Origin of the sequence: Idiomarina xiamenensis 10-D-4, from assembly GCF_000299895.1 — a bacterium.
In the GTDB taxonomy this organism is placed as follows: Bacteria; Pseudomonadota; Gammaproteobacteria; order Enterobacterales; family Alteromonadaceae; genus Idiomarina; species Idiomarina xiamenensis.
On sequence record NZ_AMRG01000005.1, the window covers coordinates 85655 to 111225 of the forward strand.

Genomic DNA, 25571 nt, shown 5'->3' on the forward strand with positions numbered 1-25571 from the left:
ACTCAGTGCTTTCAATTGGCAACGGATGCGTGGTGCATGGTAGCAGCGATACAGCCCGGTTTGGCGATTATTCATGCCAATCGATTGGAAACTCTGCGCGACCTCATGGTGCAGTGGATGGCTCGTCAGCCGGTGCCACCGTTGGCGCAAGAACAGATACTGGTGCAGAGCAATGGTATCGCACAATGGCTAAAAATGGCGTTAGCCGAAACCGCCGACAACCATCCCGGTATCGCCGCCGGGCTACGGGTGGAATTACCAAACCAATTTGTCTGGCGGCTATACCGGGCGGTACTCGGTGAGCGTATTCCGACCAGCTTACCCTACGATAAAGATAATTTAAGTTGGCGTATTTTACGTCTTTTAAAAGACTTAAACGATGACGTTTATGTCCCTATCGAGCGCTACCTGCGTGCCGACGAAGATGGTCGTAAAGCGTACTATTTAGCGCAACGATTAGCCGATCTATACGACCAATATCAAGTTTACCGAGCCGACTGGTTGCAGCTGTGGAGTGACGGCAATGATGTCTTGCTAGACGGCCAAGGGCGGCAACAACCGTTACCGCAAGAGCAGCGTTGGCAAGCCGCTTTGTGGCGCTTGTTGCGTGACGATATGGCGACACTGGCGGCGCCCAGCCAGTTCTCTAGTCGCGCTGACGTACATACTCAGGCGCTAGCAGCGTTGCAGCAAGGGCAAATTGAGCAACCGCAAAGTTTACCGCCGCGCATTGTCGTATTTGGTATATCGACTTTGCCGCAATCCACCTTAGAGCTGCTAGCGGCGTTGGCGCAGCATCGGCAGGTGTTGTTAGCGGTGCTGAACCCTTGTCGTTGGCACTGGGGTGATATTTCTACCCATAAAGATGAAGTCCGGCGTTGGCGCAAAAGGCAGCAGCGTAAGCCCGGCTTACCACAACCCCTGCAAAGTGAATTGCTGCATTTGCATGCACCGCAATTGCTAGCCAGTCTGGGCAAGCAAGCGCGTGATTACATTGCTTTATTAGATCAGTTTGACCAGCCCGAACACTACCAAGACTGGTTCGAAGGACGTATTGATTTATTTAGTGAGCCGCAGTCGGCCATCGACAGTTTGCCGCTATTGCAGCGTATTCAAGACGACATACTGGAATTACGTGGCCCAGCCGAGCAGAAATTAACGCTATCTGCTGGCGATACCAGTCTCCGCTTTCAAGTGGCGCATAGTGTGCAGCGCGAGGTCGAAATTCTGCAAGACCAGTTGCTGGCCGACTTTGCTGCCGATGACCAATTGCGTCCCCGTGACGTGATCGTGATGATGCCCGACATCGCCTCTTACAGTGCCTCGATTCATGCCGTTTTTGGTCGTATAGGTCGTGACGACCCTCGCTATTTGCCTTATACCTTGGCCGATCAGGCATTACGCGGCGAAGTACCGTTGCTGATCGCACTGGAATATCTGCTGTATTTACCCGAACAGCGCTTGAGCGCCAGTGAAGTGGTCGATTTGCTTGACGTACCGGCTATTCAGCGGCGTTTTAAATTAAATCCTGAGATCTTGCCGCAGCTACGCTTATGGCTGGCCGAGTCGGGGGTGCGCTGGGGCTTAGACAGTGAGCATCGGCAACAGGTCGGTATTGCCACCATGGGCGACAGCTACAGTTGGCAATTTGGTATTGAACGGCTGCTGCTGGGTTATGCCATGGGCGACACTAACAACGCTTGGCACGACCGTGCGCCGTATGCCGATATCGGTGGTCTGGCGGCTGCCGACTTGGGCCCGGTACTGGCGTTAGTTGACCAGTTGGGGCAATGGTATCGCAGCTTAAGCCAGCAGTCTGAGCGCCTTGTTAGCGATTGGCAGCAATTGCTCAATGGCGAAAACGGCTTGTTGCAGAGTTTCTTTGATTTTAGCGACGAGCACGACAGCCGCCATCAAGCGCGCTTGCTGGATGCCATGCAAGCGTTAGCTGACGCCGCAGCCGCCGGTCATTATCAACAAGCGTTACCGCTATCGGTGATGCGCGAGGCTTGGTTAAGCATGACCGATCAAGCCGGATTGAGTCAGCGTTTTATGGCTGGCAGTATGACTTTTTCGACCTTGCTACCGATGCGTGCCATTCCCTTTAAACGCATTTATATGTTGGGCATGAACGATGGCGATTATCCGCGTACCCGCCGTCCCGATGACTTTGATTTAATGGCGTTACACTATCGTAGTGGTGACCGCTCGCGTCGTGACGACGACCGTTATTTATTTTTAGAGGCGCTGTTAAGCGCGCGGCAAGCGTTGAGTATCAGTTGGCTGGGTCGTAATGTCCGTGATAATAGCGTGTTACCGCCAAGCGTGCTGGTGAGTCAGTTGTTAGATGTGGTTGACCAGAATTGGCAAACCGCAGATGGCGAAAAAGCCAGCGCTAGCTTGGTTAACGAATATCCTTTACAGCCCTTCTCGCGGCAGTATTTTACGCAAGGCGGGCCGCGCACCTATGCCCATGAATGGCAGCGGGTGCATAGCGCGACAACCACACCACCGTCTGCGCAAGGTATTGCCGCGTTGACCGAATCGCAATTACCCGAACTGAATCTGCAGGCATTGCGTGAGTTGCTGCGTCATCCGGTGCAATATTTTCTGCAGCAACGTTTAGGCGCGCGTCCAGCGCGGCAAGATATTGTGCTACTGGACCAAGAGCCGTTTGCCTTAGACGAACTGGATTATTACCTGTTGGGCAGTGATTTATTGCGACGTTTACTGCTGCAGCAGCAAGGCTCAGTGGCGGAGGCATTGCAACAATTGCAACGTGAGGGCTGTCTGCCATTGCAGGGCCTCGGCGACATCAGCTTAGCGCGCCTACAAAGCCGTGTCGCGGCGGTATGGCAACGACTGCAAAGTGATGATCAGGGCTGGCAATTGCTGACACAGCCGTTAGACCTCGACCTGTCGTTAGATGGTCTGCGTTTGCAAGACCGGCTAGATGATTGTTATCAAAACCGGCAACAGCGCTTGGCCTTGTTGCAATTACGGCCGGCGGCGGTCACCGATAAAGGACAGCCGCGCTGGCATACCTTGCGCGACGCGCGCTTGTCGCAATTACTAGCGAATGCCAGTGGCGCACCGCTGACGGCAATACAGTATGGTACCGACGATAAAATTGTATTGACCGATTTTACTCAGCAGCAAGCGTTACAGCGCTTAAATAGCATGGTGGCGGTGTGGCGTGAGAGCCTGCAACAGCCGTTACCGCTGGCACCAAAGACCGCTTTTGCGTGGTTAACCAGCGGCGACCAACGGCTCGCGCAGCGAGTTTATGAGGGCGATTACCAGCGCTCTGGCGAAGGCCAGCAGGACCAGCGCTTACAACGTTATTTTCCATCTTTTCAGGCGCTTTGGGAGGCTGGCTTTGCTGACTATGCCGACCGCTTGTATGGGCCCTTACTTGATGAACAAGTACGAGATGACCAAGCACGAGATGACCAAGCACGAGCCGATAAGGCCGCGAATGGGGAGTATTCAGCATGAGTCAATCGCTTCATGTTAGCCGCTTTCCGTTACAGGGCACACGCTTAATCGAGGCTAGCGCGGGTACCGGGAAAACCTACACGCTGGCGGCGTTATATGTGCGTTTGGTTCTGGGCCATGGTGATCCGCAAAGTCGGCCTCCGGCAGCCTTATTGCCGACCGATATTTTGGTGCTGACGTTCACCAAGGCGGCGACCGCTGAACTGCGCGAACGTATCCGCCAGCGTCTGATTGACGCTGCCGCCATGTGTCGCGGTCAACTGCCTTGTGACGAGGTCATGGCGGATATTTTGGCGGATTACCAAGCACACCAGTATGCCGATTGTGCGGCGTTATTAAGTATGGCGGCAGAATGGATGGACGAAGCGGCGATTTTGACTATTCATGGCTGGTGTCAGCGCATGTTGAGCCAGCACGCGTTTGAATCGGGCGCCAGTTTTGCCGAGCAGTTGGCATTAGATAGCGACGAATTATTGTTGCAGGTGGCACGCGATTATTTTCGTCAGTTTTTGTACCCAGTTGCGCGCGAGTTATTGACCGCATTGGGTGACGTGGCGCGCAAACCACAGCGGCTGCTGCGACGGGTTCGCCCTTGGCTATCTGCCAGCAGTGAATTACAAACCTATATGGTGGATGGACAACCGTTGCCGCCACCACAACCGCCACAAGCATTAGAACAGCAGGTTGTTGCCTATCAACAGCGATTAACCGAGTTGCAAATACAACTGCGTCAGCAGCTGGATGAAGGTGTTTTAACGCTGCTGGATCAGGCAATGGCTGAGGGCAGCTTACACAAGTCCAGTTACAAGGCCGAGCAGTGGCCCGCTGACCGTGCTTGGCTAGCGTCTTTAATGTACCAGCAAGAGCCCTTGGATGTGGCCGATAAGGCGCTGCAGAAGCGCTTACTACAATACAGCCAGAGCCGTTTACAAGAAAAAACCAAAAAAGGTGCAGAGGCGCCGCGGCATCCAGTTTTCGATACCATCGAGCAGTTGCACTTGCTTATACAGCAAGACAGCGTCGATAGCTATGTGGTGCTACATCACGCCGCGCTGTGGATTGCCGCGGAGTTTAACCAGCGTAAACAACAGCGCGGAGAATTGACTTACGATGACTTACTGACGCGGCTATATCATGCCTTGCATGGTGAGTCTGGCGATAGTCTAGCGGCACGTATTCGGCAGCAGTATCCGGTGGCGTTAGTAGATGAGTTTCAGGATACCGATCCGTTACAATTCGCCATGTTTCGCCGTATTTATCCGCAGGTTGATAGTCAGCAGCAGGCGTTAATATTGGTTGGTGATCCGAAGCAGGCGATTTACGGTTTTCGTGGTGCCGATATTCATACGTACTTGCAGGCGCGTGAGTTAACGCAGGGGCGGCACTATAACTTGCCACGCAATTACCGCTCTAGCGCGGCTTTGGTCGAGGCGGTCAACGCCCTGTTTATGCAAGCCGAACAGCAACCGCGCGGGGCATTTGGTTTTGCGCCGCAGGACGGCGCTGAGGAGAACCCATTACCGTTTGTCGCGGTGCAAAGCCAAGGTCGCTCACAGCAGGTGTACCGCGCTGGTAAGCCGCTACCGGCGATGAACTATTGGTTATTGGATGACGACCCGGAACAGCTAAAAAAGGGCGATTATTTGAGTGCCATGGCGAACGCTTGTGGCGACCAAATTGCGCAGCTATTGGCGAGTGATTCGAGTTCGACAGCGGTGATCGGTGATAAGCAACAGAGCCGCGCGGTAAAACCCGCCGATATGGCGATACTGGTGCAAGACCGCCAACAAGCACGCCTAGTCCGCGAGGCTTTAGCGGCGCGCGGCGTGCGTTCGGTGTATTTGTCTGAAGGCGAGAATATCTTTGACAGCGACGAAGCGCAAACCTTGTTAGCGCTGCTGCAAGCGTTGTTAGCCATCGAACAAGAATCGTTACTACGCGCCGCCTTGGCGCTGCCGTTGCTGGGCTTCAGCGACCAGCAATTACAGCGCTGGCAAGAAGATGAATTGGCCTGGGAAGCATTAACCGAGCAATTACGCGGTTTGCGTGAGACATGGCGGCGTCAGGGGATATTGCCGATGTTACGCGCCTTATTAGATGAGTTTTCGTTGGCGCAGCGCTGGTTAATGCGCAGCGATGGCGAACGCATCTTGACCAATGTGCTGCATCTTGCCGAATTACTGCAGCATGAATCCCAGCAACGCGATGGACAAAGCGGTTTATTGCGTTGGTTTGCCGAGCAAATTGCGCAACCCGGCAGTCACGAAGAGCGTATCTTGCGCTTAGAGAGTGATGAACAGCTAGTCCGGGTAGTGACCATTCATAAGTCTAAAGGCTTACAATACAACTTGGTTTTCATTCCTTTTGCTTGCAGCTATCGACTGCCGGGCAAAAGCCAGCAGGGCGTTTATTACCGTGAACAGGCGCGCCACTTTGATGTTGCGGTGGGCGACAACAGCCTGCAACAGGTACAGCATGATGCACAGTTAGAGTCGCGGCGCTTGCTATATGTAGCGCTGACCCGCGCGGTTTATAGTTGCTGGTTGGGGTTAGCTTGTTACGCCGAGGGTAACGCCAAATATGCCAAAACCGAGTTAAGTGCGATGGGCCAACTGTTAGCGTTAGCGGCGCGACCGACAGCGGCGCAATTAGCTGATGCGCTTGCGCGTTTGCCTTGGCAGCGGCAACCGTTACCGAGCACGCAACCCAAGCTAACGCTGCTTGATGAGGCTGAACCACAGCCGGCGTTAACATTGGCTTCAGCATTAGTGCGCGAACGTTGGTGGATTGCCAGTTACTCGGCTTTGCGTATTGCCGACGATGGCTATACTGCTAGCCAGACGCCGGCGCCGGATAGTGCTAACGAAGCATTGTTGTTGGATGAGCGCGAGCCGGTAATGGTGGCCGAAGCCGAGGTGCTGAGCATGCACGGTTTTCCGCGCGGTGCGTTAGCAGGAACCTTGCTGCATGACCTGTTGGAGTATGCCTGGCAGTTCGGCTTTAGCTGGCAAAGTGCGTTATCAGAACGCTTACAGCAAGCCTTGCAGCAACGTGGTTGGCAGCAGTGGCAAGAGATAGCTGAAGACTGGTTAGTCAATGTCTTAAGTACGCCATTACAAGCCTGTCAGACGAACCTGACCGGATTGTCACAAAGCGTTGCCGAAATGGAGTTCTGGATGCAGGCACAGGCGGTTGACGTACAGCGCTTGGACCAGTTGATTCAAGCGCACGTTTGGCCGGGGTTGGCGCGTCCGGCCCTATTGCCCGAGCAAATGAACGGTATGTTGAAAGGCTTTATCGATTTGACCGCCGTCGATGCAGAACAACGGTATTGGGTTATCGATTACAAGTCGAATTGGTTGGGTGCGAGCGACGCCGATTATGATCAGGAGGCGATGCAACGGGCGCTGCTTGAAGCCCGTTATGACGTTCAGGCATGCTTATATATGCTGGCTTTACACCGCTTATTAAGCAACCGTTTACCCGATTATCAAGTCCAGCCAGAGCGTTATCTGGGCGGCGCGATATATTGGTTTTTACGGTCACCGCAACAGGGTCAGTATCAACTGCCGATAAGCTATCAGTTACTGACACAGCTAGACCAGCTATTCCGTGGGGAAAGCCTATGATGGCGTTATTGCAGCGTTGGCAGCAGCGTGAATGGTTGCGGGCGCTTGATGTTGCCTTTGTGCGTAGCCTCAACGGTATAGCACCCGCCGCACCGGTGGTGCAATTATTGGCAGCGCTGGTCAGTCACCAATACGGCCGTGGGCATACCTGTTTACATTTGTCACAACTTTGGCAAGACGCCGATAGCTTACTGAGCTTGCCACCCGAGAATCAATTTGCCGAACGCTTTAGTGAACGTCCTAACGACGTTATGAGTCAGTACTCACTAGCGGAGTGTATTGAGGCGCTGTCTCAAAGCGATTGGGTGACGACCGTGGATAGCCGCGGTCATCCGCAGTTAGCGCAAGCGGCGCCATTGACGCTGGTTAATCAACGTCTGTATTTGACTCGACTGTATCAAGCTGAACAGCAAGTGGTGACGGCTATTCGCCAACGCCTGCAACAGCCGATTAAGTTGCCGCCCGCGGCGCCACAATGGTTGGCGGCGTTGTTTGGCGATAGCGACGATGGGCAAAGCCCTGATTGGCAGCGGCTCGCTTGTGCGTTAGCGGCGCAACGCCAATTTGCCATCATCACCGGTGGTCCGGGTACCGGTAAAACCACGACGGTGGTGAAACTGCTGGCGCTGTTACAGCGCGCCGCCAGCTCACCATTGACTATCAAGCTGGCAGCCCCCACCGGTAAAGCCGCGGCGCGCTTAAGTGAATCGTTGAGCAGTAAGGTGGCGGAGGTCAGTGCGATGTTGCCGCAAGCACAACCGTTACCCGAGCAAGTCACCACCTTGCATCAGCTATTGGGCGTGCAACCTCTGCGTCGACGCTTTCGTTATCACCAGCAGCGGCCATTACCGGCCGACGTGGTGGTGGTTGATGAAGCATCAATGATCGACTTAGAGATGATGTCGGCGTTGTTAAATGCGTTACCCGCTCATTGTCGTTTAATTTTATTGGGTGATAAAGATCAACTCGCTTCGGTTGAGGCTGGCTCGGTGTTGGGCGATTTATGCGAGGGTGCCGCAGCCGGGGGCTACGACGCCAATACCATTGCCCAGTTACAACCTTATAGCGCGGCATCGTTGACGCCGTTTGCCGAAACCAACACCGCAGTCGGTAGCGCTGCTGGATTACCGACTAATCAGTGTACGGTGATGCTGCGTGATAGCTATCGCTTTAGTGCCGAATCAGGCATCGGCCAATTGGCGCAGGCGGTTAATCAGGGCGCAACGATGGATGCGTTAGGTATACTTAAGTATGGCACCGACGTTAGTTGGCAACAACCGAGCTTAACGCACGTAGCCGATTGGGCGGCGGCGGCTTATCAAACGTTCTTTGAGGCTGCCCGTAGCAAGCCTGACAACGACGAGACGAGTCTTGAGCGCTGGGCTCGAGGGCTATTACAACATTACACGCAGTTTCAACTATTAGCGGCATTACGGCGTGGCGACTGGGGAGTAGAGCACCTTAATCAACTGATCCGCAATAGTTTACAGCGGCGAGGTCTGATTGATGGACGCCATCAGTGGTACCATGGTCGGCCAGTGATGATGCAACGCAATAACTACCAGTTACGGTTGATGAACGGCGACATTGGTCTCTGTTTATGGCATCCGGGTATGGCACAGTTGCGCGTCGTATTTGCTGGTGCCGACGGCCGTTTACGATGGTTGTCGCCGAGTCGTTTAAGCGACGTCGAAACGGTTTACGCGATGACGGTGCATAAATCGCAAGGCTCAGAATTTAATCATTGTGCCTTGGTACTGCCACCACAATCGAATCCAGTACTGACTCGAGAACTGTTATACACCGGCATCACCCGCGCCAAGCAGCATTTTACATTACTCAGTGCTAAGCGTTCGATCGTAGCGCAAACTATTGAACAACGAACATTGCGTAGCAGCGGTTTGTTGGCAGCTTTAAATGAAGCGCAGGAGAACTTTTAGTGGATATGCAAATTTCGCAACGCGTGAGTCTACGTGAGCAAGATCTGCAGTGGCAGTTTATCCGTTCCAGTGGTGCTGGTGGTCAAAATGTCAACAAAGTTGCTACCGCTGTGCAGCTCATTTTCGATATTCGCGCATCATCGCTGCCAGACTTTTATCAGCAGCGATTATTAAATAAAAACGACCATCGCATTACCGTGGGCGGGAAAATTATTATCAAATGCCAACAAACGCGCAGTCAGGCTAATAATCGAGAGCTGGCATTAGCGCAGTTGGTCAGCTTGATCCGCAGCGTTGCTTATACACCGAAAAAGCGCATCGAGACCAAGCCGACTAAGGCTGTCAAAGCGCGGCGACAACAAAAAAAGCAACAGCAAAGCCAGAAAAAAGCGTTGCGTCGGCAGCGCTTAACCGATTAAGCGGTAACCACACCCCAAACGATTAAAGCGATAAATGCACAGCTTAATAGCAGGTTATAGCAGACAAAGATCAGACCATACTTAACGATAGTTTTTAGCCATCCTTGTTGATAGTAACGCTTTTGTGTCAGCAGCATATAAATGGGTAGCCAACCGACCAGTATGGTAACGGCAAAGTTCAGTGCGTTTTGCAGCCAAGTCAACTCTTGCTGCTGCGCTAAGTATTCACCGGCTGAACCGAACAGCGTGATAGTCAAGATCGTTAGCAACAAAAAGGTATGCGAGTGCAACGCCACCACTAAATGTTCGATATAATAATGATGACGCCTGATATAGAATAGCTTGAGTAGTAACGCGAATATCGGCAGCATGCACAACAGCACTTGCGGTGCTAACGAAAAAACCCGCTTGATCAGTAGCTTGGGGTTATTGGCGAGGTACGCGACACGCTCGTCAAAAGTTACTTGAGCTTCGTCGTCTAAAAAATCAAGACGAAAATCAGACTGCCGAATTTCTTCGGCGGTAAGATTTTTTTGCTGTTGGTTGACCGAGATCTGATCAATATCGAATACCACTGATAACATAAGAAACACGATTAACGAGGTAAAAAAGTACAGCCTTAAGGGTGGTACATAGCGAGCGAGTTGACCTTGTTTGAAGGCTAACGATAATCGTCCGGGACTAAATATAACCGCTTTTAAGGTGCGTGATACACGTGAATCCCAATGGCCGATTTCGCCAAAAAGGTCACCAATGGCATACAGTATATTGCGTAAGTATTGGCGGTCTGGCTGCCCACAGTGATGACAATACTCACCTTGTAATGGGGTGCCACAATTTCGGCAGGTTGCGTCCATGATAGTTTTTATTTTTATTACGCGATAATTGAGCGTTCAGTATGCGCTGTTTTGACGGCTAAGGAAATAGCGCTAGCGAACCCAGCTATAAATATGATGATGCTGCGGCTAAGCCGTCATCGGTAAGGAGAAGTCAATTATGATGCAATTATTCGCGCTGGATGCCAGCGGCCACATGTGGTTGTTTATGCTGACATTGGGCGTCATTGCACTGTTATCGTTATTAGCCTTTATTAGCGCACGGCTATCGGGCTGGGGGTTTGCCGGTTGCTTGGCGCTGGGCTTGGTCATCTATTTAGGCGCCACCATTTTGCTTGGCGGGCATCATTATATCGAGGTCGATAAACAGCGTATCAAGGTGGTTGCTGGACTGTATCAAATGAATCTCGATAGTGCGCAAGTGAAGCGTATAGAAACGCTCACATTGAGCGAATTTGAGCAATCCTCGCTGCAACCCTTGGCTTGGAAAAATGGCTATCATTTTGCCAACTTGCAGGCTGGCTGGTATCAGACCGCCAGCGGCGATTCGATTTTCTTATTAATCGATAGCCACCAACCTCAGCTATCCTTGATTCAGTCAGCGCAAGGCCCTTGGTTGGCGGTTTCTATTGATTTAAGCGATTATGCCGAAGTCGTTAATCGACCTTCAGTTGATTAATTTGCTGACGTAATTGCTGGGCTAATTCGCGCATGCGAGCGCTACTGCTTGAACTACGCTCAGCACCGTCGTTAACCTCCCTCGCCACATCACCGATGTTGGTGACGTTGCGATTAATGTCTTCAGAAACCAAGTGCTGTTCCTCGGCGGCAGTGGCAATTTGTGAAGCCATATCGTTAATTTGCTCAATCGCGGTAACGACCTGATGCAACTGCGATACCGCTAGACCTGCCTGTTCAACAGTACTGTCGGTGGACTCTCGACTGGTACGCATAACCTCGACCGAACGTTTGACACCGCGTTGTAAATTGCTGATCAAGGTATTAATTTCTTCGGTGGATTGCTGAGTGCGTGAAGCCAGTGTGCGAACTTCGTCGGCAACCACGGCAAAACCGCGACCTTGCTCGCCAGCTCGCGCTGCTTCAATGGCGGCATTTAAGGCTAGCAAATTGGTTTGTTCAGCGATACCCACAATGACGCCGAGAATATTATTAATGTTGTCGCTATGTTCGGCTAATTGCTCAATGGCCGCCGCGGTGTCGTCGATTTCGCCGGCCAGCTTATCAATATGTGATGCACTGTTTTGTACTGCCTGTTGGGCTTGTTGCACCTCATGCTGCGACTGTTTCGCCGCAGATGCAGTCGATTCCGCGTGCTGTGCGACTTCGTGCGCGGTCGATGCCATTTCATTCATGGCTGTTGCGACTTGCTCGATATTTTGTTGTTGAGCATGTATACCCTGATGGGTTTGTGCCGCAATTTGCTCGGAATCGTCCGCCTGGGCAGTCACTTCGGTGACCGTTTTATGCAAGCCGCGCATGATGTTTTGTAGTTTTTCGGTGAAGGCGTTGATGCCCTGCGCTAAACCGATTAATTCGGCATGACTATCGACGTTGACGCGTTGTGTCAAATCGCCCTCACCTTGTGCCAAATCGTGCACGCGGTCGCGTAGTTTAGCGATAGGGCGGGTAATGCTCTTAGAAAAAATAAACAGCGCAACAATGGCGATTGCGGTCACAAGTACGCCGATACTGAGCTGCGCCCACAAGGTTGTGGTGAATTGTTGCTCTAAACGCTGGTGCAATTGCTGACTAGCAGCAAAGGCTTGTTGCTCGGGAACTTTTAGCAACACTCCCCAGCGCACGTTGCTAGCGGGGAAAGTGAGCGGCGCCGCTACCGCTAATTCACCCGCTTGGGTAAGCACCGGTTGTGCTTGTTCGCTGGCGATGGCGTCAATAATTTGCTGTTCGTTAGCGCCGTATAAACTGCCCGTCGTACCGCCCGCTTTAACGTTTTTATCGCTGCTGGCAACCACGCGGCCGCTGGCGGTGATAACGTCAACTACCGCTGCGCCCTGATATAAATCAGCACTGGCTTCGGCGATGCTGTTGGCGATAAAGTCGAGAAAAATATCGGTACCAACGACCCCCATAAAGCGACCCTCTTGGGTGATTGGCACGACTAATGATGTCATTAGGATATTCTCACCCTGAACCTCATAGTAGTAGGGGTCGAGAATACACACCTTGAGCGTTTCCATCGGACACAAATACCACTCCGATTCGCGGTTACCGTATTGGTCTTTTTTCTCGCTGTACTTAGCCAAGGTTTTTTCGTAGGCAACTTGACCATCAGGCGAACGGTTCCAATAGATATCAACCGTGCCGACACCCGGCATACTGTGCTGCGGTGCGTTTAAGAAATCGTTATCACGCCCATCAAAGGCATTGGCCTCCCAGTCGGTATACAAGCCCCCCATATAATCTCTGGAGTTAATGGTCGCGCGCAACAAATCCCGCACTTCGTCGCGTGTTAGGGTTAACGCTGTATTGCGCTCAACGCTAGCGCTCAAGGTATCGGCTAGACTACGCGACACCGTCAAACCGCGGCCTATACGGTTAGCTATCAGAGCGGCCTGCTCACTGGCAACACTGCCTAAGCGATGCAGTACCTCCTGCTCAAGCAGTTGCTGGCTATCTCGCTGGACTTGCTGCTGTGCGCTACGACTCGCGACAAACGAGTAACCAATCAGAATACTGACGGTCAGTATCAAACATAACGCGGACCAAAACAGCAGCTTCCATTGTAGTGGCAGGTTTTTCATCGATAGGTCACCTTATTGAAGTTAGCGTCAGCCCGTTAAGCGGCTGCTGGGGTGGCTTTAGAATGAATGACTGACACTTAACCATAAGTGGCGGTTATCATCTTCTAAGTTGGTACTCTCGGCACTGGCGCTGACGGCAAAGCCGCGCCAGCGATAAGTAACACCGACGCGAGCATGATTGTAGGCTCGGTTCGAGGTCGACCAACGGTACTGTTGTTCATCTAAACTGATATTTCTATCGGCACTGATAAACCAATCTAAAGTGTCGGTAATAGGCTGTTGATAGCTGAGCATGATGATCAGGTGGCGTGCGCCGCTACCGGCGTAGTCGTCGGAATACCAGAGTTTGCTTTGCCAGTTATCGAAACCAAGTGCAGCGTAGATTTCTTGATAATTCCCGGCGCTGCTGTCATCACCGCCGTAGTAACTGTAGTGGGCTAGACCGACGTCGTACCACCAACGGCTGTCAATCGGCTGACTGTAGCCCGCGTAAAAATCGACCTCCCAATCGCTACCATCACTGTAATCGACTTGCGACGCCCAACTGCCAGCATATACACCGTTTTGATGGCTGTAATCAATGCTGCCTTGTAGGGCTGGATTATTTTGCGTTTGCGATACCCCGTTAAACAGATAATCGGAAACCACGGTGGCGGTAGCTGCAAAGTCAGCAAGTGCTAACGGTGAGATAAACAGAGCGCAACCAGCGACAACGGATTGCAAACTGATATTGACGGCGCGAGGTCGTGACATCAGTGACTCTTTTTGTGAGCGGGTGATATAACAGTGATAGCAAAGAATGACGTTTGCGCAATAACGCAAACGTCATAACTGAGTGATTATCTGAACATTTTTAAGTGAAGACTTAACTAAAACTGTGTTCCGGTAGATTGGCATCGATGCAGGCGGCCAACACCACCACCAAACGCTGTTCGGCATCGGTAACGACACCATCACGATGGATCTGCTGCAACCAGCGTTGGATAATTGCGGCCTTATCTTTAGGCGCTTGTTGGCGCAACTGATTGAGCGCCTTTTCAATCGCCAATAAAGCATCGTCAAGCACCGCTGAGGTATCTTCTAAGCTGGCGCCATACAGTATATCCATGCTGACCTTTTCGGCATCGCTTTGACTCAGTGAGCGGTTGCTGCGCTGCTTGTGTGACAGTTGCCACGCTAATAATTGATACAAGCCCCACTGCATAATACGCTCGTAACCGACTTCGTCACTGTTATTAAGAATACGCTGACGTAGACGGTCCAGCCATTGTTGCTGTTCGCTTTCCGGTAACTGCCGCAACGCCGTCATGGCAAGATTAATCGCATCGATGCGTTCACCAGCCTTGAATTGGGCCGGATGGTCAATCACCTGATCGAGCTGTTGTGTGACTTGGCTTGGCTGATGCAAGGCGTCCATGACCGCAGCCGCCAGCGCGAGTTTAGCGGTTTGTTGTTGCGCCGCGGTTGTGGCGGCGTTGTCGCTACTGTTGCTTTGCTGCGGTGCTCGTTGCGGTTCAGGATAATGACCATCCCAATCGGGTTGAATACGCTTGATACGCTCGTTCAGCGGTGGATGGGTGGCCATTAACGAAAACCAGTGGTTAAGCGCTTGACCAAAAAACAAATGCTCGGCTTCGTCGGCGTTTTTATGCTCGATTTTGCTACCTTGTTGGCGCGCACCAATTTGCTTTAAAGCACCCGCCAACCCATCCGGATTACGGGTGAATTGCACGGCAGCAGAGTCGGCCAAAAACTCACGTTGACGGCTAACCGCGGCTTTGATCAAGTTACCAAATAGCACTCCGATGGCGCCGACCACGATTAACGCAAGGCCGATAAGCGGCAGCGCGTTATTGCGATTGCGGCCACCACCACCACGGACATAGAGTAAAATGCGACCAGCGTGGGCAAGAAAAATGATGCCCGCGATAACGGCCATAAGCCGGATATTCAAGCGCATGTCACCGTTAAGAATATGACTGAATTCGTGCGCAATGACACCCTGCAGTTGTTCGCGGTCAAAGCTGTCTAAGGCGCCTTGGGTGACACCAATCACCGCGTCTTTAGTTTGATAGCCGGCAGCAAACGCATTAATGCCGGTTTCGTGCGGCAGCACATACACCGCTGGTACTGGCATGTTGGCCGCTAGCGCCATTTCCTCAACCACGTTAAGTAACTGCCGTTGTTGAAAGTTTTGCGTATCGGCACTGATGCGTTCGCCACCTAAGCGTTCGGCAACGACATGACCGCCACCGCGCAAGCTTAGCCAGCGTACCAACATCACTACAGCAATACCTGCCACCACCAATCCGGCAACGTTGAGCAGTAGGCCATGGTCGACCGGTTGCCCATCGGTAGCGAAGCTTTGCCACGGTAGTGCGCCAAAGAACGCCAACGAGGCGACCACGACCACCAGGGCGACGATGGCGATAACCGCTAAGCTGAACAGCAACACCAGTAATCCGGTGTTGCGGCGAGCATCTTGTTGATGTTGAAAAAAGTCCATAGCTGCTTACAACACCTTAAAATGACACTTTAGGCGCGTTTTGAATGGCTTCGCTATCGGCGAATTCCAGTAGCGATGCATCCTCACCATGACCAAAGAGGCCAGCAACGGCAACCGGTGGGAAACCTTGCTTATAGCTGTTGTAGTTGGTCACCGCATCATTAAATGACTGACGCGCAAAAGCGACGCGGTTTTCGGTGGTGGTCAGTTCTTCTGACACCTGCATCATATTCTGGTTGGCTTTCAAGTCAGGATAAGCTTCCATGACCACGTTCAAACGACCCAACGCGCTACCTAACGCTGACTCAGCCTGACCCAGTTGCCCCATGGCGGCATCGCTGTTGAGGTTGCCTTTGGCTTGGCTGAGGGCATTATCGGCTTGATTACGTGCGTCAATTACCGCTTCTAACGTTTCCCGTTCATGCGACATGTAAGCCTTGGCGGTTTCTACTAGGTTGGGAATTAAATCGTGGCGTCGTTTTAGCTGCACCTCGATTTGCGCAAAGGCATTTTCGTAACGATTCTTCAGGTTGACGAGCTTGTTGTAAATACTAATCAAATAAATGATCAGAACAACAACGATAGCAATGATAATCCAAGTAGTCGTGGTCATAGTGTTTATCCCTAAAACTGAGCGGCATTTAAAAACTGATGTTAACCGTCACAACGACAGCAGCATCCGTTAGCGTGCGTGTCGCGCGAAGTTACACATCATGCTATGCTTTTTTGCCAAAGACTGCCACTAACGAACAGCTTGCATGAGTAACAAACCTTTAACGCACGGTAATTTGTTTATTATCGCTGCCCCTAGCGGTGCTGGTAAATCCAGCTTAATCAATGCTTTATTGGAAAAACACGAACATCATCAAATGCAAGTATCGGTGTCGTCGACGACGCGAGAACCGCGCCCCGGTGAGCGTGATGGCGAGCATTATCACTTTTTAAGCAAAGCCCAGTTTGAAGCCAAAATCGCTGCTGGAGAGTTTTATGAGTGGGCGCAAGTCTTTGATAACTATTATGGTACTTCACGCCGAATCATCGAAGAAACGTTAACGCGTGGTATCGATGTGTTTTTGGACATTGATTGGCAGGGTGCGCGGCAAGTTCGTGAAGTGTATCCAGCCGTGCAGTCGATTTTTATTATGCCGCCCAGTTTGGCGGTACTGGAGCAGCGACTGCGCAAGCGTGGACAAGATAGTAACGATGTCATCACCCGGCGTATGTCAAAAGCGCATGCGGAGATGTCGCACTGCCATGAGTTTGATTATTTAATTATCAATGACAACTTCGACCACAGTTTGACTCAATTAGAGCATATTGTCTTTGCCCAACGGCTACGCACACCCGCGCAACAAGTGCGGCACGCGGCGATCCTTAAAGATCTCTTGGAGAATGGCGCGTAATTCCGTATAATTCTTGACCCTTTAAAGAATTCGTTCGGCATTTTTGGAGTAAGTTATGGCTCGCGTAACCGTAGAAGACGCTGTTGACCGCATTGGTAATCGTTTTGACTTGATCTTGGTCGCTGCACGCCGTGCGCGCCAATTAGCTCATGGTAAAGATCCGTTGTTAGAGCTGAAAAACGACAAAGAAAAGCCGACCGTTGTGGCTTTACGTGAAATCGAAGAAGGCTTGGTTGACGCCTCGCGTTTGGACCAAGACGACCGCAACGTCATGCAGCAGCAGGAAGCCGACGAGTTGGCGGCTGTTGACGCTTTACGTGGTGTTGAATAAATCCCGCTAGCACACCGCCAGTCAATGATGTTCTTGCCAACGGCATCGCGCCGTTGGCATACTGCTTAAAGTCTCCGTGTTTGAACCTGTCTATGCGTGTATACGCAGCTAAACGTGATCGGGAGTGTATGGGTGTATTTGTTTGAGGGTTTGCGGCAACAGCTTTTAGATTACTTACCCACCGATCAGGTTGAGCGCATCGCTGCGGCCTTCAGTGTGGCGAACGATGCCCATATCGATCAAAAGCGTCGTAGCGGCGAACCCTATATTACACACCCAGTAGCCGTTGCCGGTTTGTTGGCCGATATGCGGCTGGATCATGAAACCATCATGGCGGCGTTACTGCACGATGTCATCGAAGACACCGAAACCACCCAAGAAGATTTGGCTGAACAGTTTGGGCCAACCGTGGCCGAGTTGGTCGAGGGCGTGTCTAAGCTCGATAAATTGCAGTTTGATTCAAAAGAAGAAGCGCAGACCGAAAACTATCGCAAGATGATCATGGCGATGGTGCAGGACATTCGGGTGATCCTGATTAAGTTGGCTGACCGCACCCATAATATGCGTACCATCGGTCACTTACGTCCCGATAAGCGTCGTCGCATCGCTCGTGAGACCTTGGAGATTTATGCGCCATTGGCACATCGATTGGGTATTCATGACATTAAAAATGAGCTAGAAAATCTCGGTTTTAAAGCGTTATATCCATGGCGTGCACGCTTACTTGAATCGCAGGTGAAAAAAGCACGCGGTAATCGCCGCGAAATGCTCGAACGCATCCAGGGTGAAATTCGCTCGCGACTTAATGATTATGGCATTCAGGGACGCGTGGTGGGCCGCGAAAAACACCTGTACAGCATTTATCGCAAAATGTTGAATAAAGAACTGCGCTTCGAGCAAGTGATGGACATTTATGCGTTTCGGGTGATGGTCGATCAAGTGGATACCTGCTATCGCGTACTTGGCGCTTTGCATAACCTTTATAAGCCTATCGAAACGCGCTTTAAAGATTATATCGCCATTCCTAAGTCTAACGGTTATCAATCGTTGCATACGTCGCTCAAAGGGCCACATGGCATTCCGTTAGAAATTCAAATACGAACCGAAGAAATGGAGCTGATGGCGGACCGTGGCGTAGCCGCCCACTGGCTGTACAAAAACGGCGACGACACCGGCACCACGGCGCAGATCCGAGCTAGCAAGTGGATGCAAAGTTTACTCGAGTTGCAGCAAAGCGCGGGTAATTCTTTTGAATTTATCGAGAACGTCAAATCAGAACTATTCCCTGAAGAAATCTACGTTTTCAGTCCCGATGGTCGTATTACCGAGCTGCCGCAAGGGGCGACACCGGTCGATTTTGCCTATGCGGTACACACCGATGTTGGCAACACTTGTATCGGTGCGCGGGTTAACCACCGCGCCTACTCGTTAAGTAAAGCGCTGGAGACCGGACAAACGGTAGAGATTAAAACGGCGCCGGGCTCGCGTCCCAACATTGCTTGGCTTAATTTTGTGGTGACTGGCAAAGCGCGAGCGAAAATACGTCAGTATTTGAAAAGCCAAGAGGCGCAGGAATCGCGTAATTTGGGCGAGCGTTTGTTGCGCTCGGCGTTGGGACCGATCAGTTATGACGAGATCCCAGACAGTGAATTTGAACGCGTGTTAAAAGAGCTGAAAACCGACTCACTGGAGCAGCTACTACGAGAAATTGGTTTAGGTAATTTAATGCCAATCGCCGTGGCTAAACGCTTGTTGGGCGAGCTAACTAGCCTCAAAGATGAGTCGAGTGTCAATCGCGGTCTATTTATCAAAGGTACCGAAGGGTTATTGGTCAGTTTTGCTAAATGCTGTCGCCCCATCCCCGGTGACGACATCATTGCCCATGTTAGCCCCGGTAAAGGGTTAGTGATTCATCGTCGCGAATGCAAAAACGTGCGCGGCCATGAGGAAGAGCCGGGCAAATATTTTCCGGTGGAGTGGGACCATCAACCCGATGCCGAGTTTACCTCAGAGATTCGAGTTGAAATTATCAATCATCAGGGCGCGCTGGCTAAGCTGACTTCGGCGATCTCGGCGACCGGCTGTAATGTACAGGGTTTGCGTACCGAAGAAATCAACGCCAATGTGTATTACATCGATGTTGCTCTGACGATTAAAAACCGTAAACACCTGGCCGACGTGATGCGACATATCCGTCGTATGCCAGACGTTCAGCGCGTGACGCGCTTAAGGAAGTAATATGTCTAAAGTCATTATTGCCACAGATAAAGCTCCAGCGGCGATTGGCACTTATTCGCAAGCAGTAAAAATTGGTACCACCGTGTATTTATCGGGCCAGATCCCGTTAGTGCCAGAAACCATGGAATTCATCAGCGACGATTTTCGTGAGCAGGCAGAGCAGGTTTTTCGTAATCTGACGGCGGTTTGTGAAGCGGCCGGTGGTAGCTTACAAGATATGGTAAAAGTACAGATTTATCTGACTGACTTATCGCAATTTGCCATCGTCAACGAAGTCATGTCATCGTTTTTCAGCAAGCCTTATCCAGCGCGCGCCGCTATCGGTGTACGTGAGCTTCCGAAGGGCGCGCAGATTGAAATTGATGGTGTGATGGAGTGCCCCAGCACTAACTAAGTCAGATCAGGCTTGGCGATGACTTGCCTATCTTCGAGCGGACGTCGCCAAGCAATGATGGCCAGCGCCACCAGCGCTAAAATAAAGCAGTAACCGGTATGCAAGCTTACTGCTAAGGGCGAAATCTTAAAACTGGCCCCCATCAGTAACGCTTGCGCGCCATATGGCAGCGCGCCTTGCACCACACAGGCAAAAATGTCGAGTAAGCTCGCACTTTGCCGTGCCGCTAAATTGCCTTGTTTTGCCAAGCGTTTACTAACTTCACCGGCTAATAGAATGCTCACCGTATTGTTGGCTACACATAAGTTGGTTAGCGCGGTTAAGCCGGAAATGCCCAACGCGGCTGAGCGTTGTTTGTGACGGCTTAAGCGGCGCGTGACGGCTTCGACACTGTTGGCTAAAAAGGCCAGCCCGCCTTGTTGGCGAATCAACGCCGATAAGCCCCCGATCAGCAGCGAGAGTAGGAAAATCTCCTGCATACTGCCAAAGCCTTCGTAAATATCTTGACTAAAGGCGACCCACTGGTAATCGACCGCGAACATGCCGAAAGCGGCAGCCAGTAAGATACCTAGAGTCAGCACAACAAATACATTCAGGCCTAACACGGCTAGCACGATGATGGCGAAATAGGGCAAGCTTAACCATAAATTAGCGTCGGGAACCGTTAACGGCGCGTTGCCAGTGTCATAGCTAAGCAACCAAAGCAGGGTCAACAGTGCTGCGGGTAAGGCAATTTTCAGATTGGCGCGGAATTTATCTTTCATTTCGCAACCTTGCGTACGAGCTGCGGCAATCGTGGTATCAGAAATAAACGATAAATTGTCACCGAACATGGCGCCGCTAACCAGTACTCCGGCCAATAACGGCAAGTCGATTCCGGTCGCCTGACCTAGACCCAGTACCACTGGGGCTAGTGCTGCGAGGGTGCCCATCGAGGTGCCCATGGCGGTTGAAACGACTGCGGCAATAATAAACAGGCCGGGTAATAAAAAGGCCGGTGGGATCACGTGTAAGCCTAACGCCACCACGGCGTCTACGCCGCCGGCCGTGGAAAAGGCGCCAGCTAATAAGTAAATCAAGCACATGGTGACGATATTGCTGTCACCGACGCCTTGTACGAAGGTGGCGATACGTGCTTCGAAGGCTTGTTTGCTTAAGATAATACCCAGCGCGATAGCCGGGAGAATAGCCACTGGGCTAGGTAACTGATAAAAGGCGTATTCGACGCCGTTCAGTTGAAAATAAAGACCGGTACCCAAAAACAGCATCAAAAATAGCGCTAAGGGCAGTAGCGCTTTGGCGCTAGCGGGCTGTGTACCTGCTAGAACTGCGTCAGAGGTCATAGACCCACCTTAATAATTATATTTAGACGTCCAGAAGCATAAATATCTTTTGTCAGCGCTGCAATAGCGATAGCGGTGATCCGTTCTTTTTATTGTAGAATATACACATTCTCGCTTGTTTTTAAGGAGCCAGCATGAGCCCTGAAGATCTGCACTTGCAGTTACGCAATCTACGCTTAGAAGATTACCCGCAATTAAAAACGCTGATGGATGCCGTTTATCGCGATATTGGCGGCGCTTGGAGTCAGTACACCATCGAAAAGCTGGTAAAGGACTTTCCCGAGGGGCAAATTTGCTTAGAGGATAACGGCGTGATTGTCGGGGTAGCGTTAACCGTTTGTGTTAACTATGCGCGCTTTAGTAACCCGCATAAATACGACGATCTGATCGGTAAGCGTGAAGCTATTCTGAACGATAGCAATGGTGATGCCTTGTATGGCTTAGATGTACTGATTCATCCGGACTATCGTGGCTACCGTTTAGGGCGGCGTTTATATGACGCGCGCAAAGAGCTTTGTCGGCAAAGTAACCTGCGCGCTATCCTCGCTGGTGGGCGTATTGTGAATTATCATAAATATGCCGAAGAGCTGTCGCCCAGCCAGTATTTGGACAAAGTACAGCGTCGCGAGATTTATGATCCGATTTTAACCTTTCAGTTGGCCAACGATTTTAACGTTAAGCGGCTACTAGGCATGTATTTGCCAGAAGATAAAAAGTCGCACGGCTTTGCTACGCTGCTCGAGTGGAATAACTTTTTGTATGAGCCGGCCGATAGTGTACTGACCAGTCGTATTCGCAATGTTCGGGTCGGCGCGGTGCAATGGCAAATGCGGGCAGTCGATTCGGTCGAAGAAATTTTGCAGCAGGTAGAATACTTCGTCGATGCGTTGTCGAGTTATCAGAGCGATTTTGCGTTATTTCCAGAGTTCTTTAATGCGCCATTAATGGGCCTGACCGACCAAAGTCAGCAGATGGATGCTATCCGCTTTTTAGCGGGCTATACCGAACGCTTTAAGCGCGAAATGTCGCAAATGGCGGTCAGTTATAACGTTAATATCATTACCGGTTCTATGCCATTACTGGATGACGATGGCGGTTTATACAATGTTTCCTACTTATGCCGTCGTGATGGCTCGGTAGAAGAACAACGTAAATTGCATATTACCCCGCACGAGAAACGCGATTGGGTTATCGAAGGGGGTTATGACGTACGCGTGTTTGACACCGATGCGGGTAAAGTCGGCATTCTGATTTGCTATGACGTCGAATTTCCAGAGCTGGGACGCATTATGGCCGAAGAAGGCCTAGAGATCCTGTTTGTGCCGTTTTGGACCGATACCCGCAATGCTTATTTACGAGTACGCCATTGTGCGCAAGCGCGTGCTGTCGAAAATGAGTGTTATGTCGTGATTTGCGGTAGCGTCGGTAACTTACCCGAGGTTGAAAGTCTTGATGTGCAATACGCGCAGTCGGCGGTGTTCTCGCCGTCTGATTTCGCCTTCCCACATGATGCGGTGATGTCCGAAACCACACCGAATACCGAGATGTTGATGTTTTCGGACTTAAATTTGGATGAGTTACGTTATTTGCATAATGAGGGGTCGGTCACCAACTTAAAAGACCGCCGTAAAGACATTTACGAAGTGTCGCGTAAGCGACTAACCGAGTAACGCGATTAGCGCATGCTGTTGTTGGCGTTAATGTTGTGCCAACAACAGCATGCGACACCATTGACTGGCATCAATATAGCGTTGGCCAGCGTCGTTATCGATAGCTAATGCGGCTAAACGTTGGTCTACCGCTAGCCAATGGCCGTGCTCATAATCTTCTGCCACAATCAGCAATTCGCCCAAATCGCCTTGCCGCTTTAATAACGCGGCATTAAGCGCTGAACTCAGTGGCAGTTGCTGCAAAATATCGGCCATCGGTAACTGCAAAATAGCATCCAACAAGCTCAACATACCGACCATAAACGCAGCATCGGCGTGCTTAGCATGCCGTTTTAACGGACTGCTGTCTTGGCTGCAAAGTAGTTCCAGAAAACGCGCCCGAGTAATGGCTTTAATAATCAGTTCTTCGGCTTGTTCAGCGGCCATATTAGCGGTCAACACCAAGGTCAGATAGCGTCTTAGCTGGCGCTCACCTAAATAGGTTAAGGCATGCTGCACGTGGCTAATTTGACCGGCAAAATTAAAAGCGGCGCTATTGACCAACTTTAATAGACTGTAAGTTAACGAAACGTCGCGCTGAATCACTTTCGCTAGCGCACTGAAATCTAGCTCGGGTTTAAGCACTTCAGCGAGCAAGCTCATCGTCGCCAATTTACTGGGATGCAATGATCGCGCTTGCAACAGTTTCGGCCGTTCAAAAAAGTATCCCTGAAAAAAGTCAAAACCCAGCGCCATACAGGCTTCAAACTCTGCCCGTGTTTCGACCCGCTCGGCGAGTGTTGGTAGCCCGCGTTGCTTGAACCAGTGCAATTTATCGGCGATAGCTAAGCCTTGCTGACTAATATCGATTTTAACTAAACTGACGTTGGGCAAAATACGCTGCCAGCGCTCGCTAAAATCATAATCGTCGAGCGCGATACGGTAACCTTTATTGATGCTTTTTTGGCAAGCGTCAATCAGCTCGTCGGTCACGTCGACGGTTTCCAGTAACTCAATCCAAATATCATCGGCACTCAAAAATGAGGGAAAGTTCTCAATCAACGCGCGCGCATGAAAATTAATAAAGGCCTTTTTACCTAAGCAGACGGTGTTGATGTCGCCCAATAAGTGCTGTTGCAACAACAATCGTGAAGTCGCCTCATCGGGATCAATATTGGGAAAAGTATTTTGCTCACTGTCGCGAAACAACAATTCATAACCGTAAACCTGCAAATGCCGGTCAAGAATCGGTTGTCTCGCGATATATGAGTAGGCTACGTTTGTCATCGGCTTATGATGAATAATCCAGCACCCAATTAATGAGCAGGTTAGTGCCATCGGCTAAAGCCGATTCATCCACATAAAACAACGGTGAATGGTTGCTTGGCGCATTGCTGGCATCCTGTTCTGCTGGCGTAACGCCTAAGAATACGAATAATCCGGGGACTTCTAACGCGTAGTATGAGAAATCTTCGGCGCCAGTTGTCAACGGCACTTCACGAACATTATCGGCGCCTACGACCGCTTCGATGGTGGGAAGCATTTTCTCGGTTAGCTGTGGATCGTTAATGGTCACCGGATAACCTTCAAAAATGGTTGTTTCAACCTCGGCTTGATGCGCTTCGCCGACTTTACCAGCAGTCAGTTTAAGCTGCTCGAAGATGGTTTGGCGGATAGCCATGTCGAAATTACGAATGGTACCAATCAACGTCACTTGATCGGGAATAATGTTGTTGCGGATACCACCTTCAATCACGCCAAAAGAGACCACAGCGGGCGCTTTAGTGACATTTACACGGCGGCTAACGATGGTTTGCACACTGGTTACGATGTCGGCTGCGGCAACGATTGGGTCTACGCCTCCCCACGGCCGTGAGCCGTGAGTTTGACGCCCTTTTACGGTAATTTCAAAGCGATCTGATGACGCCATTAATGGCCCTTTACGATAACCAACGACGCCACTTGGTAAGCCCGCCCAAACATGAATACCAAACACCGCCTCGGGTTGATATTGTTCAAACAAGCCCTCTTTTAGCATTAACTCGGCGCCGCCTTCTTCGTCACCCGGGGCACCCTCTTCGGCCGGTTGAAAGATAAATAATACGTTACCGGCGAGCTGTTGCTGCTGTTCGACTAGTGCCTCCGCAGCTCCCATCAACATGGCGACATGGGTGTCGTGGCCACAGGCATGCATAACACCGGTTTCTTTACCACGATAAGTAGCGGTTGCTGTTGACTTAAAGGGGACGTCGGTTTGTTCGGTCACGGGCAGCGCATCCATGTCGGCACGCAGCGCCACGGTCGGCCCTGGTTTAGCGCCTTTCAATAAGGCCACTACTCCGGTATGGGCGACTTTGGTTTGCACCGCTAAGCCCAATTCGCGTAAATGCTCGGCGACCTTTTCGGCGGTGCGGAATTCGCGATTACTCAGCTCTGGATGTTGGTGAATGTCACGTCGCCAATCAATAACTTTCTGATTGAGTTGAGCGTCGATTTGATAATTTTGTGCCAATGCCTGATGGCTGCTCAGCAGTGTTAGCGGTAAGCTAACCATTAACCCCGTCAACGCGGTGGTAAGAATTCTCATGACAACCCCTTGTTA

At 51.2% G+C, this 25571-nt stretch carries 18 protein-coding genes; 10 read left to right on the forward strand and 8 right to left on the reverse strand.

Annotation, left to right across the window (positions count from 1 at the left end; translation table 11 throughout):
* Positions 1–36 precede the first annotated feature (36 nt).
* The 4 genes from recC to arfB are packed head-to-tail and all read left to right on the forward strand — an operon-like array spanning position 37 to position 9486.
* Positions 37–3498, forward strand: a complete 3462-nt coding sequence (recC, locus tag A10D4_RS05160) for an exodeoxyribonuclease V subunit gamma (protein ID WP_008488179.1) — start codon at positions 37–39, stop codon at positions 3496–3498.
* A complete protein-coding gene (gene recB, locus A10D4_RS05165) occupies positions 3495–7127 on the forward strand; it encodes an exodeoxyribonuclease V subunit beta (RefSeq protein WP_008488180.1) in 3633 nt (1210 codons plus the stop codon). Before recC ends, recB begins: the two co-directional genes overlap by 4 nt.
* Positions 7124–9067: an exodeoxyribonuclease V subunit alpha gene (gene recD / locus A10D4_RS05170; protein WP_156812082.1), complete on the forward strand. Its 1944-nt coding sequence runs from the start codon at positions 7124–7126 to the stop codon at positions 9065–9067. Before recB ends, recD begins: the two co-directional genes overlap by 4 nt.
* Before the next feature lie 5 nt (positions 9068–9072).
* Positions 9073–9486 carry an alternative ribosome rescue aminoacyl-tRNA hydrolase ArfB gene (gene arfB / locus A10D4_RS05175; protein ID WP_040502587.1) on the forward strand — a complete coding sequence of 138 codons (414 nt, stop codon included), beginning with the start codon at positions 9073–9075 and terminating at the stop codon, positions 9484–9486.
* Here arfB and A10D4_RS05180 read toward each other — a convergent pair.
* Entirely contained in the window at positions 9483–10343 is an 861-nt protein-coding gene (locus A10D4_RS05180) for a DUF3667 domain-containing protein (RefSeq protein WP_008488183.1), read from the reverse strand. The genes arfB and A10D4_RS05180 overlap by 4 nt on opposite strands.
* 139 nt (positions 10344–10482) lie before the next feature.
* Between A10D4_RS05180 and A10D4_RS05185 the strand changes: the two genes are divergently transcribed.
* Positions 10483–11001, forward strand: a complete 519-nt coding sequence (locus A10D4_RS05185; protein ID WP_008488184.1) for a hypothetical protein — start codon at positions 10483–10485, stop codon at positions 10999–11001.
* Here A10D4_RS05185 and A10D4_RS05190 read toward each other — a convergent pair.
* The 4 genes from A10D4_RS05190 to A10D4_RS05205 form a co-directional block, all read right to left on the reverse strand.
* Positions 10979–13105: a methyl-accepting chemotaxis protein gene (locus tag A10D4_RS05190; protein ID WP_008488185.1), complete on the reverse strand. Its 2127-nt coding sequence runs from the start codon at positions 13103–13105 to the stop codon at positions 10979–10981. The genes A10D4_RS05185 and A10D4_RS05190 overlap by 23 nt on opposite strands.
* Positions 13106–13162: 57 nt before the next feature.
* Positions 13163–13858, reverse strand: a complete 696-nt coding sequence (locus tag A10D4_RS05195) for a TorF family putative porin (protein WP_008488186.1) — start codon at positions 13856–13858, stop codon at positions 13163–13165.
* 112 nt (positions 13859–13970) lie between these two features.
* Positions 13971–15611: a M48 family metallopeptidase gene (locus tag A10D4_RS05200; RefSeq protein ID WP_008488187.1), complete on the reverse strand. Its 1641-nt coding sequence runs from the start codon at positions 15609–15611 to the stop codon at positions 13971–13973.
* 16 nt (positions 15612–15627) lie between these two features.
* Positions 15628–16224: a LemA family protein gene (locus A10D4_RS05205; protein WP_008488189.1), complete on the reverse strand. Its 597-nt coding sequence runs from the start codon at positions 16222–16224 to the stop codon at positions 15628–15630.
* Between the two features lie 145 nt (positions 16225–16369).
* Here A10D4_RS05205 and gmk point away from each other — a divergent pair, with 145 nt between their 5' ends.
* The 4 genes from gmk (at position 16370) to A10D4_RS05225 (ending at position 19977) form a co-directional block, all read left to right on the forward strand.
* Entirely contained in the window at positions 16370–17014 is a 645-nt protein-coding gene (gene gmk / locus A10D4_RS05210) for a guanylate kinase (protein ID WP_008488191.1), read from the forward strand.
* A 55-nt stretch (positions 17015–17069) separates the two neighbouring features.
* A complete protein-coding gene (rpoZ, locus tag A10D4_RS05215; RefSeq protein ID WP_008488192.1) occupies positions 17070–17345 on the forward strand; it encodes a DNA-directed RNA polymerase subunit omega in 276 nt (91 codons plus the stop codon).
* Positions 17346–17477: 132 nt separating this feature from the next.
* Entirely contained in the window at positions 17478–19583 is a 2106-nt protein-coding gene (spoT, locus tag A10D4_RS05220) for a bifunctional GTP diphosphokinase/guanosine-3',5'-bis pyrophosphate 3'-pyrophosphohydrolase (RefSeq protein ID WP_008488193.1), read from the forward strand.
* Position 19584: 1 nt separating this feature from the next.
* Positions 19585–19977, forward strand: a complete 393-nt coding sequence (locus A10D4_RS05225; protein ID WP_008488194.1) for a RidA family protein — start codon at positions 19585–19587, stop codon at positions 19975–19977.
* Here the strand turns inward: A10D4_RS05225 and A10D4_RS05230 are convergent.
* Positions 19974–21320, reverse strand: a complete 1347-nt coding sequence (locus A10D4_RS05230) for a Na+/H+ antiporter NhaC family protein (protein WP_008488195.1) — start codon at positions 21318–21320, stop codon at positions 19974–19976. The two genes, A10D4_RS05225 and A10D4_RS05230, sit on opposite strands and share 4 nt — an antisense overlap.
* Positions 21321–21454: 134 nt before the next feature.
* On the opposite strand from A10D4_RS05230, the gene A10D4_RS05235 reads away from it, so the two are divergent.
* A complete protein-coding gene (locus A10D4_RS05235) occupies positions 21455–22990 on the forward strand; it encodes a carbon-nitrogen hydrolase family protein (protein ID WP_008488196.1) in 1536 nt (511 codons plus the stop codon).
* 27 nt (positions 22991–23017) lie between these two features.
* Here the strand turns inward: A10D4_RS05235 and A10D4_RS05240 are convergent, their stop codons facing one another.
* Positions 23018–24256: an EAL and HDOD domain-containing protein gene (locus A10D4_RS05240; RefSeq protein WP_008488197.1), complete on the reverse strand. Its 1239-nt coding sequence runs from the start codon at positions 24254–24256 to the stop codon at positions 23018–23020.
* 4 nt (positions 24257–24260) lie between these two features.
* Entirely contained in the window at positions 24261–25556 is a 1296-nt protein-coding gene (locus A10D4_RS05245; RefSeq protein WP_008488198.1) for an amidohydrolase, read from the reverse strand.
* Positions 25557–25571 lie beyond the last annotated feature (15 nt).

Coding starts and splice junctions, on each gene's coding strand:
- gmk (WP_008488191.1), top strand. CDS start 16,370: ATGAGTAACAAACCTTTAACGCACGGTAATTTGTTTATTATCGCTGCC.
- A10D4_RS05225 (WP_008488194.1), top strand. CDS start 19,585: ATGTCTAAAGTCATTATTGCCACAGATAAAGCTCCAGCGGCGATTGGC.
- recD (WP_156812082.1), top strand. CDS start 7,124: ATGATGGCGTTATTGCAGCGTTGGCAGCAGCGTGAATGGTTGCGGGCG.
- A10D4_RS05240 (WP_008488197.1), bottom strand. CDS start 24,256: ATGACAAACGTAGCCTACTCATATATCGCGAGACAACCGATTCTTGAC.
- rpoZ (WP_008488192.1), top strand. CDS start 17,070: ATGGCTCGCGTAACCGTAGAAGACGCTGTTGACCGCATTGGTAATCGT.
- A10D4_RS05245 (WP_008488198.1), bottom strand. CDS start 25,556: ATGAGAATTCTTACCACCGCGTTGACGGGGTTAATGGTTAGCTTACCG.
- A10D4_RS05180 (WP_008488183.1), bottom strand. CDS start 10,343: ATGGACGCAACCTGCCGAAATTGTGGCACCCCATTACAAGGTGAGTAT.
- A10D4_RS05235 (WP_008488196.1), top strand. CDS start 21,455: ATGAGCCCTGAAGATCTGCACTTGCAGTTACGCAATCTACGCTTAGAA.
- A10D4_RS05195 (WP_008488186.1), bottom strand. CDS start 13,858: ATGTCACGACCTCGCGCCGTCAATATCAGTTTGCAATCCGTTGTCGCT.
- A10D4_RS05190 (WP_008488185.1), bottom strand. CDS start 13,105: ATGAAAAACCTGCCACTACAATGGAAGCTGCTGTTTTGGTCCGCGTTA.
- recB (WP_008488180.1), top strand. CDS start 3,495: ATGAGTCAATCGCTTCATGTTAGCCGCTTTCCGTTACAGGGCACACGC.
- recC (WP_008488179.1), top strand. CDS start 37: ATGGTAGCAGCGATACAGCCCGGTTTGGCGATTATTCATGCCAATCGA.
- A10D4_RS05200 (WP_008488187.1), bottom strand. CDS start 15,611: ATGGACTTTTTTCAACATCAACAAGATGCTCGCCGCAACACCGGATTA.
- A10D4_RS05205 (WP_008488189.1), bottom strand. CDS start 16,224: ATGACCACGACTACTTGGATTATCATTGCTATCGTTGTTGTTCTGATC.
- A10D4_RS05230 (WP_008488195.1), bottom strand. CDS start 21,320: ATGACCTCTGACGCAGTTCTAGCAGGTACACAGCCCGCTAGCGCCAAA.
- A10D4_RS05185 (WP_008488184.1), top strand. CDS start 10,483: ATGATGCAATTATTCGCGCTGGATGCCAGCGGCCACATGTGGTTGTTT.
- arfB (WP_040502587.1), top strand. CDS start 9,073: ATGCAAATTTCGCAACGCGTGAGTCTACGTGAGCAAGATCTGCAGTGG.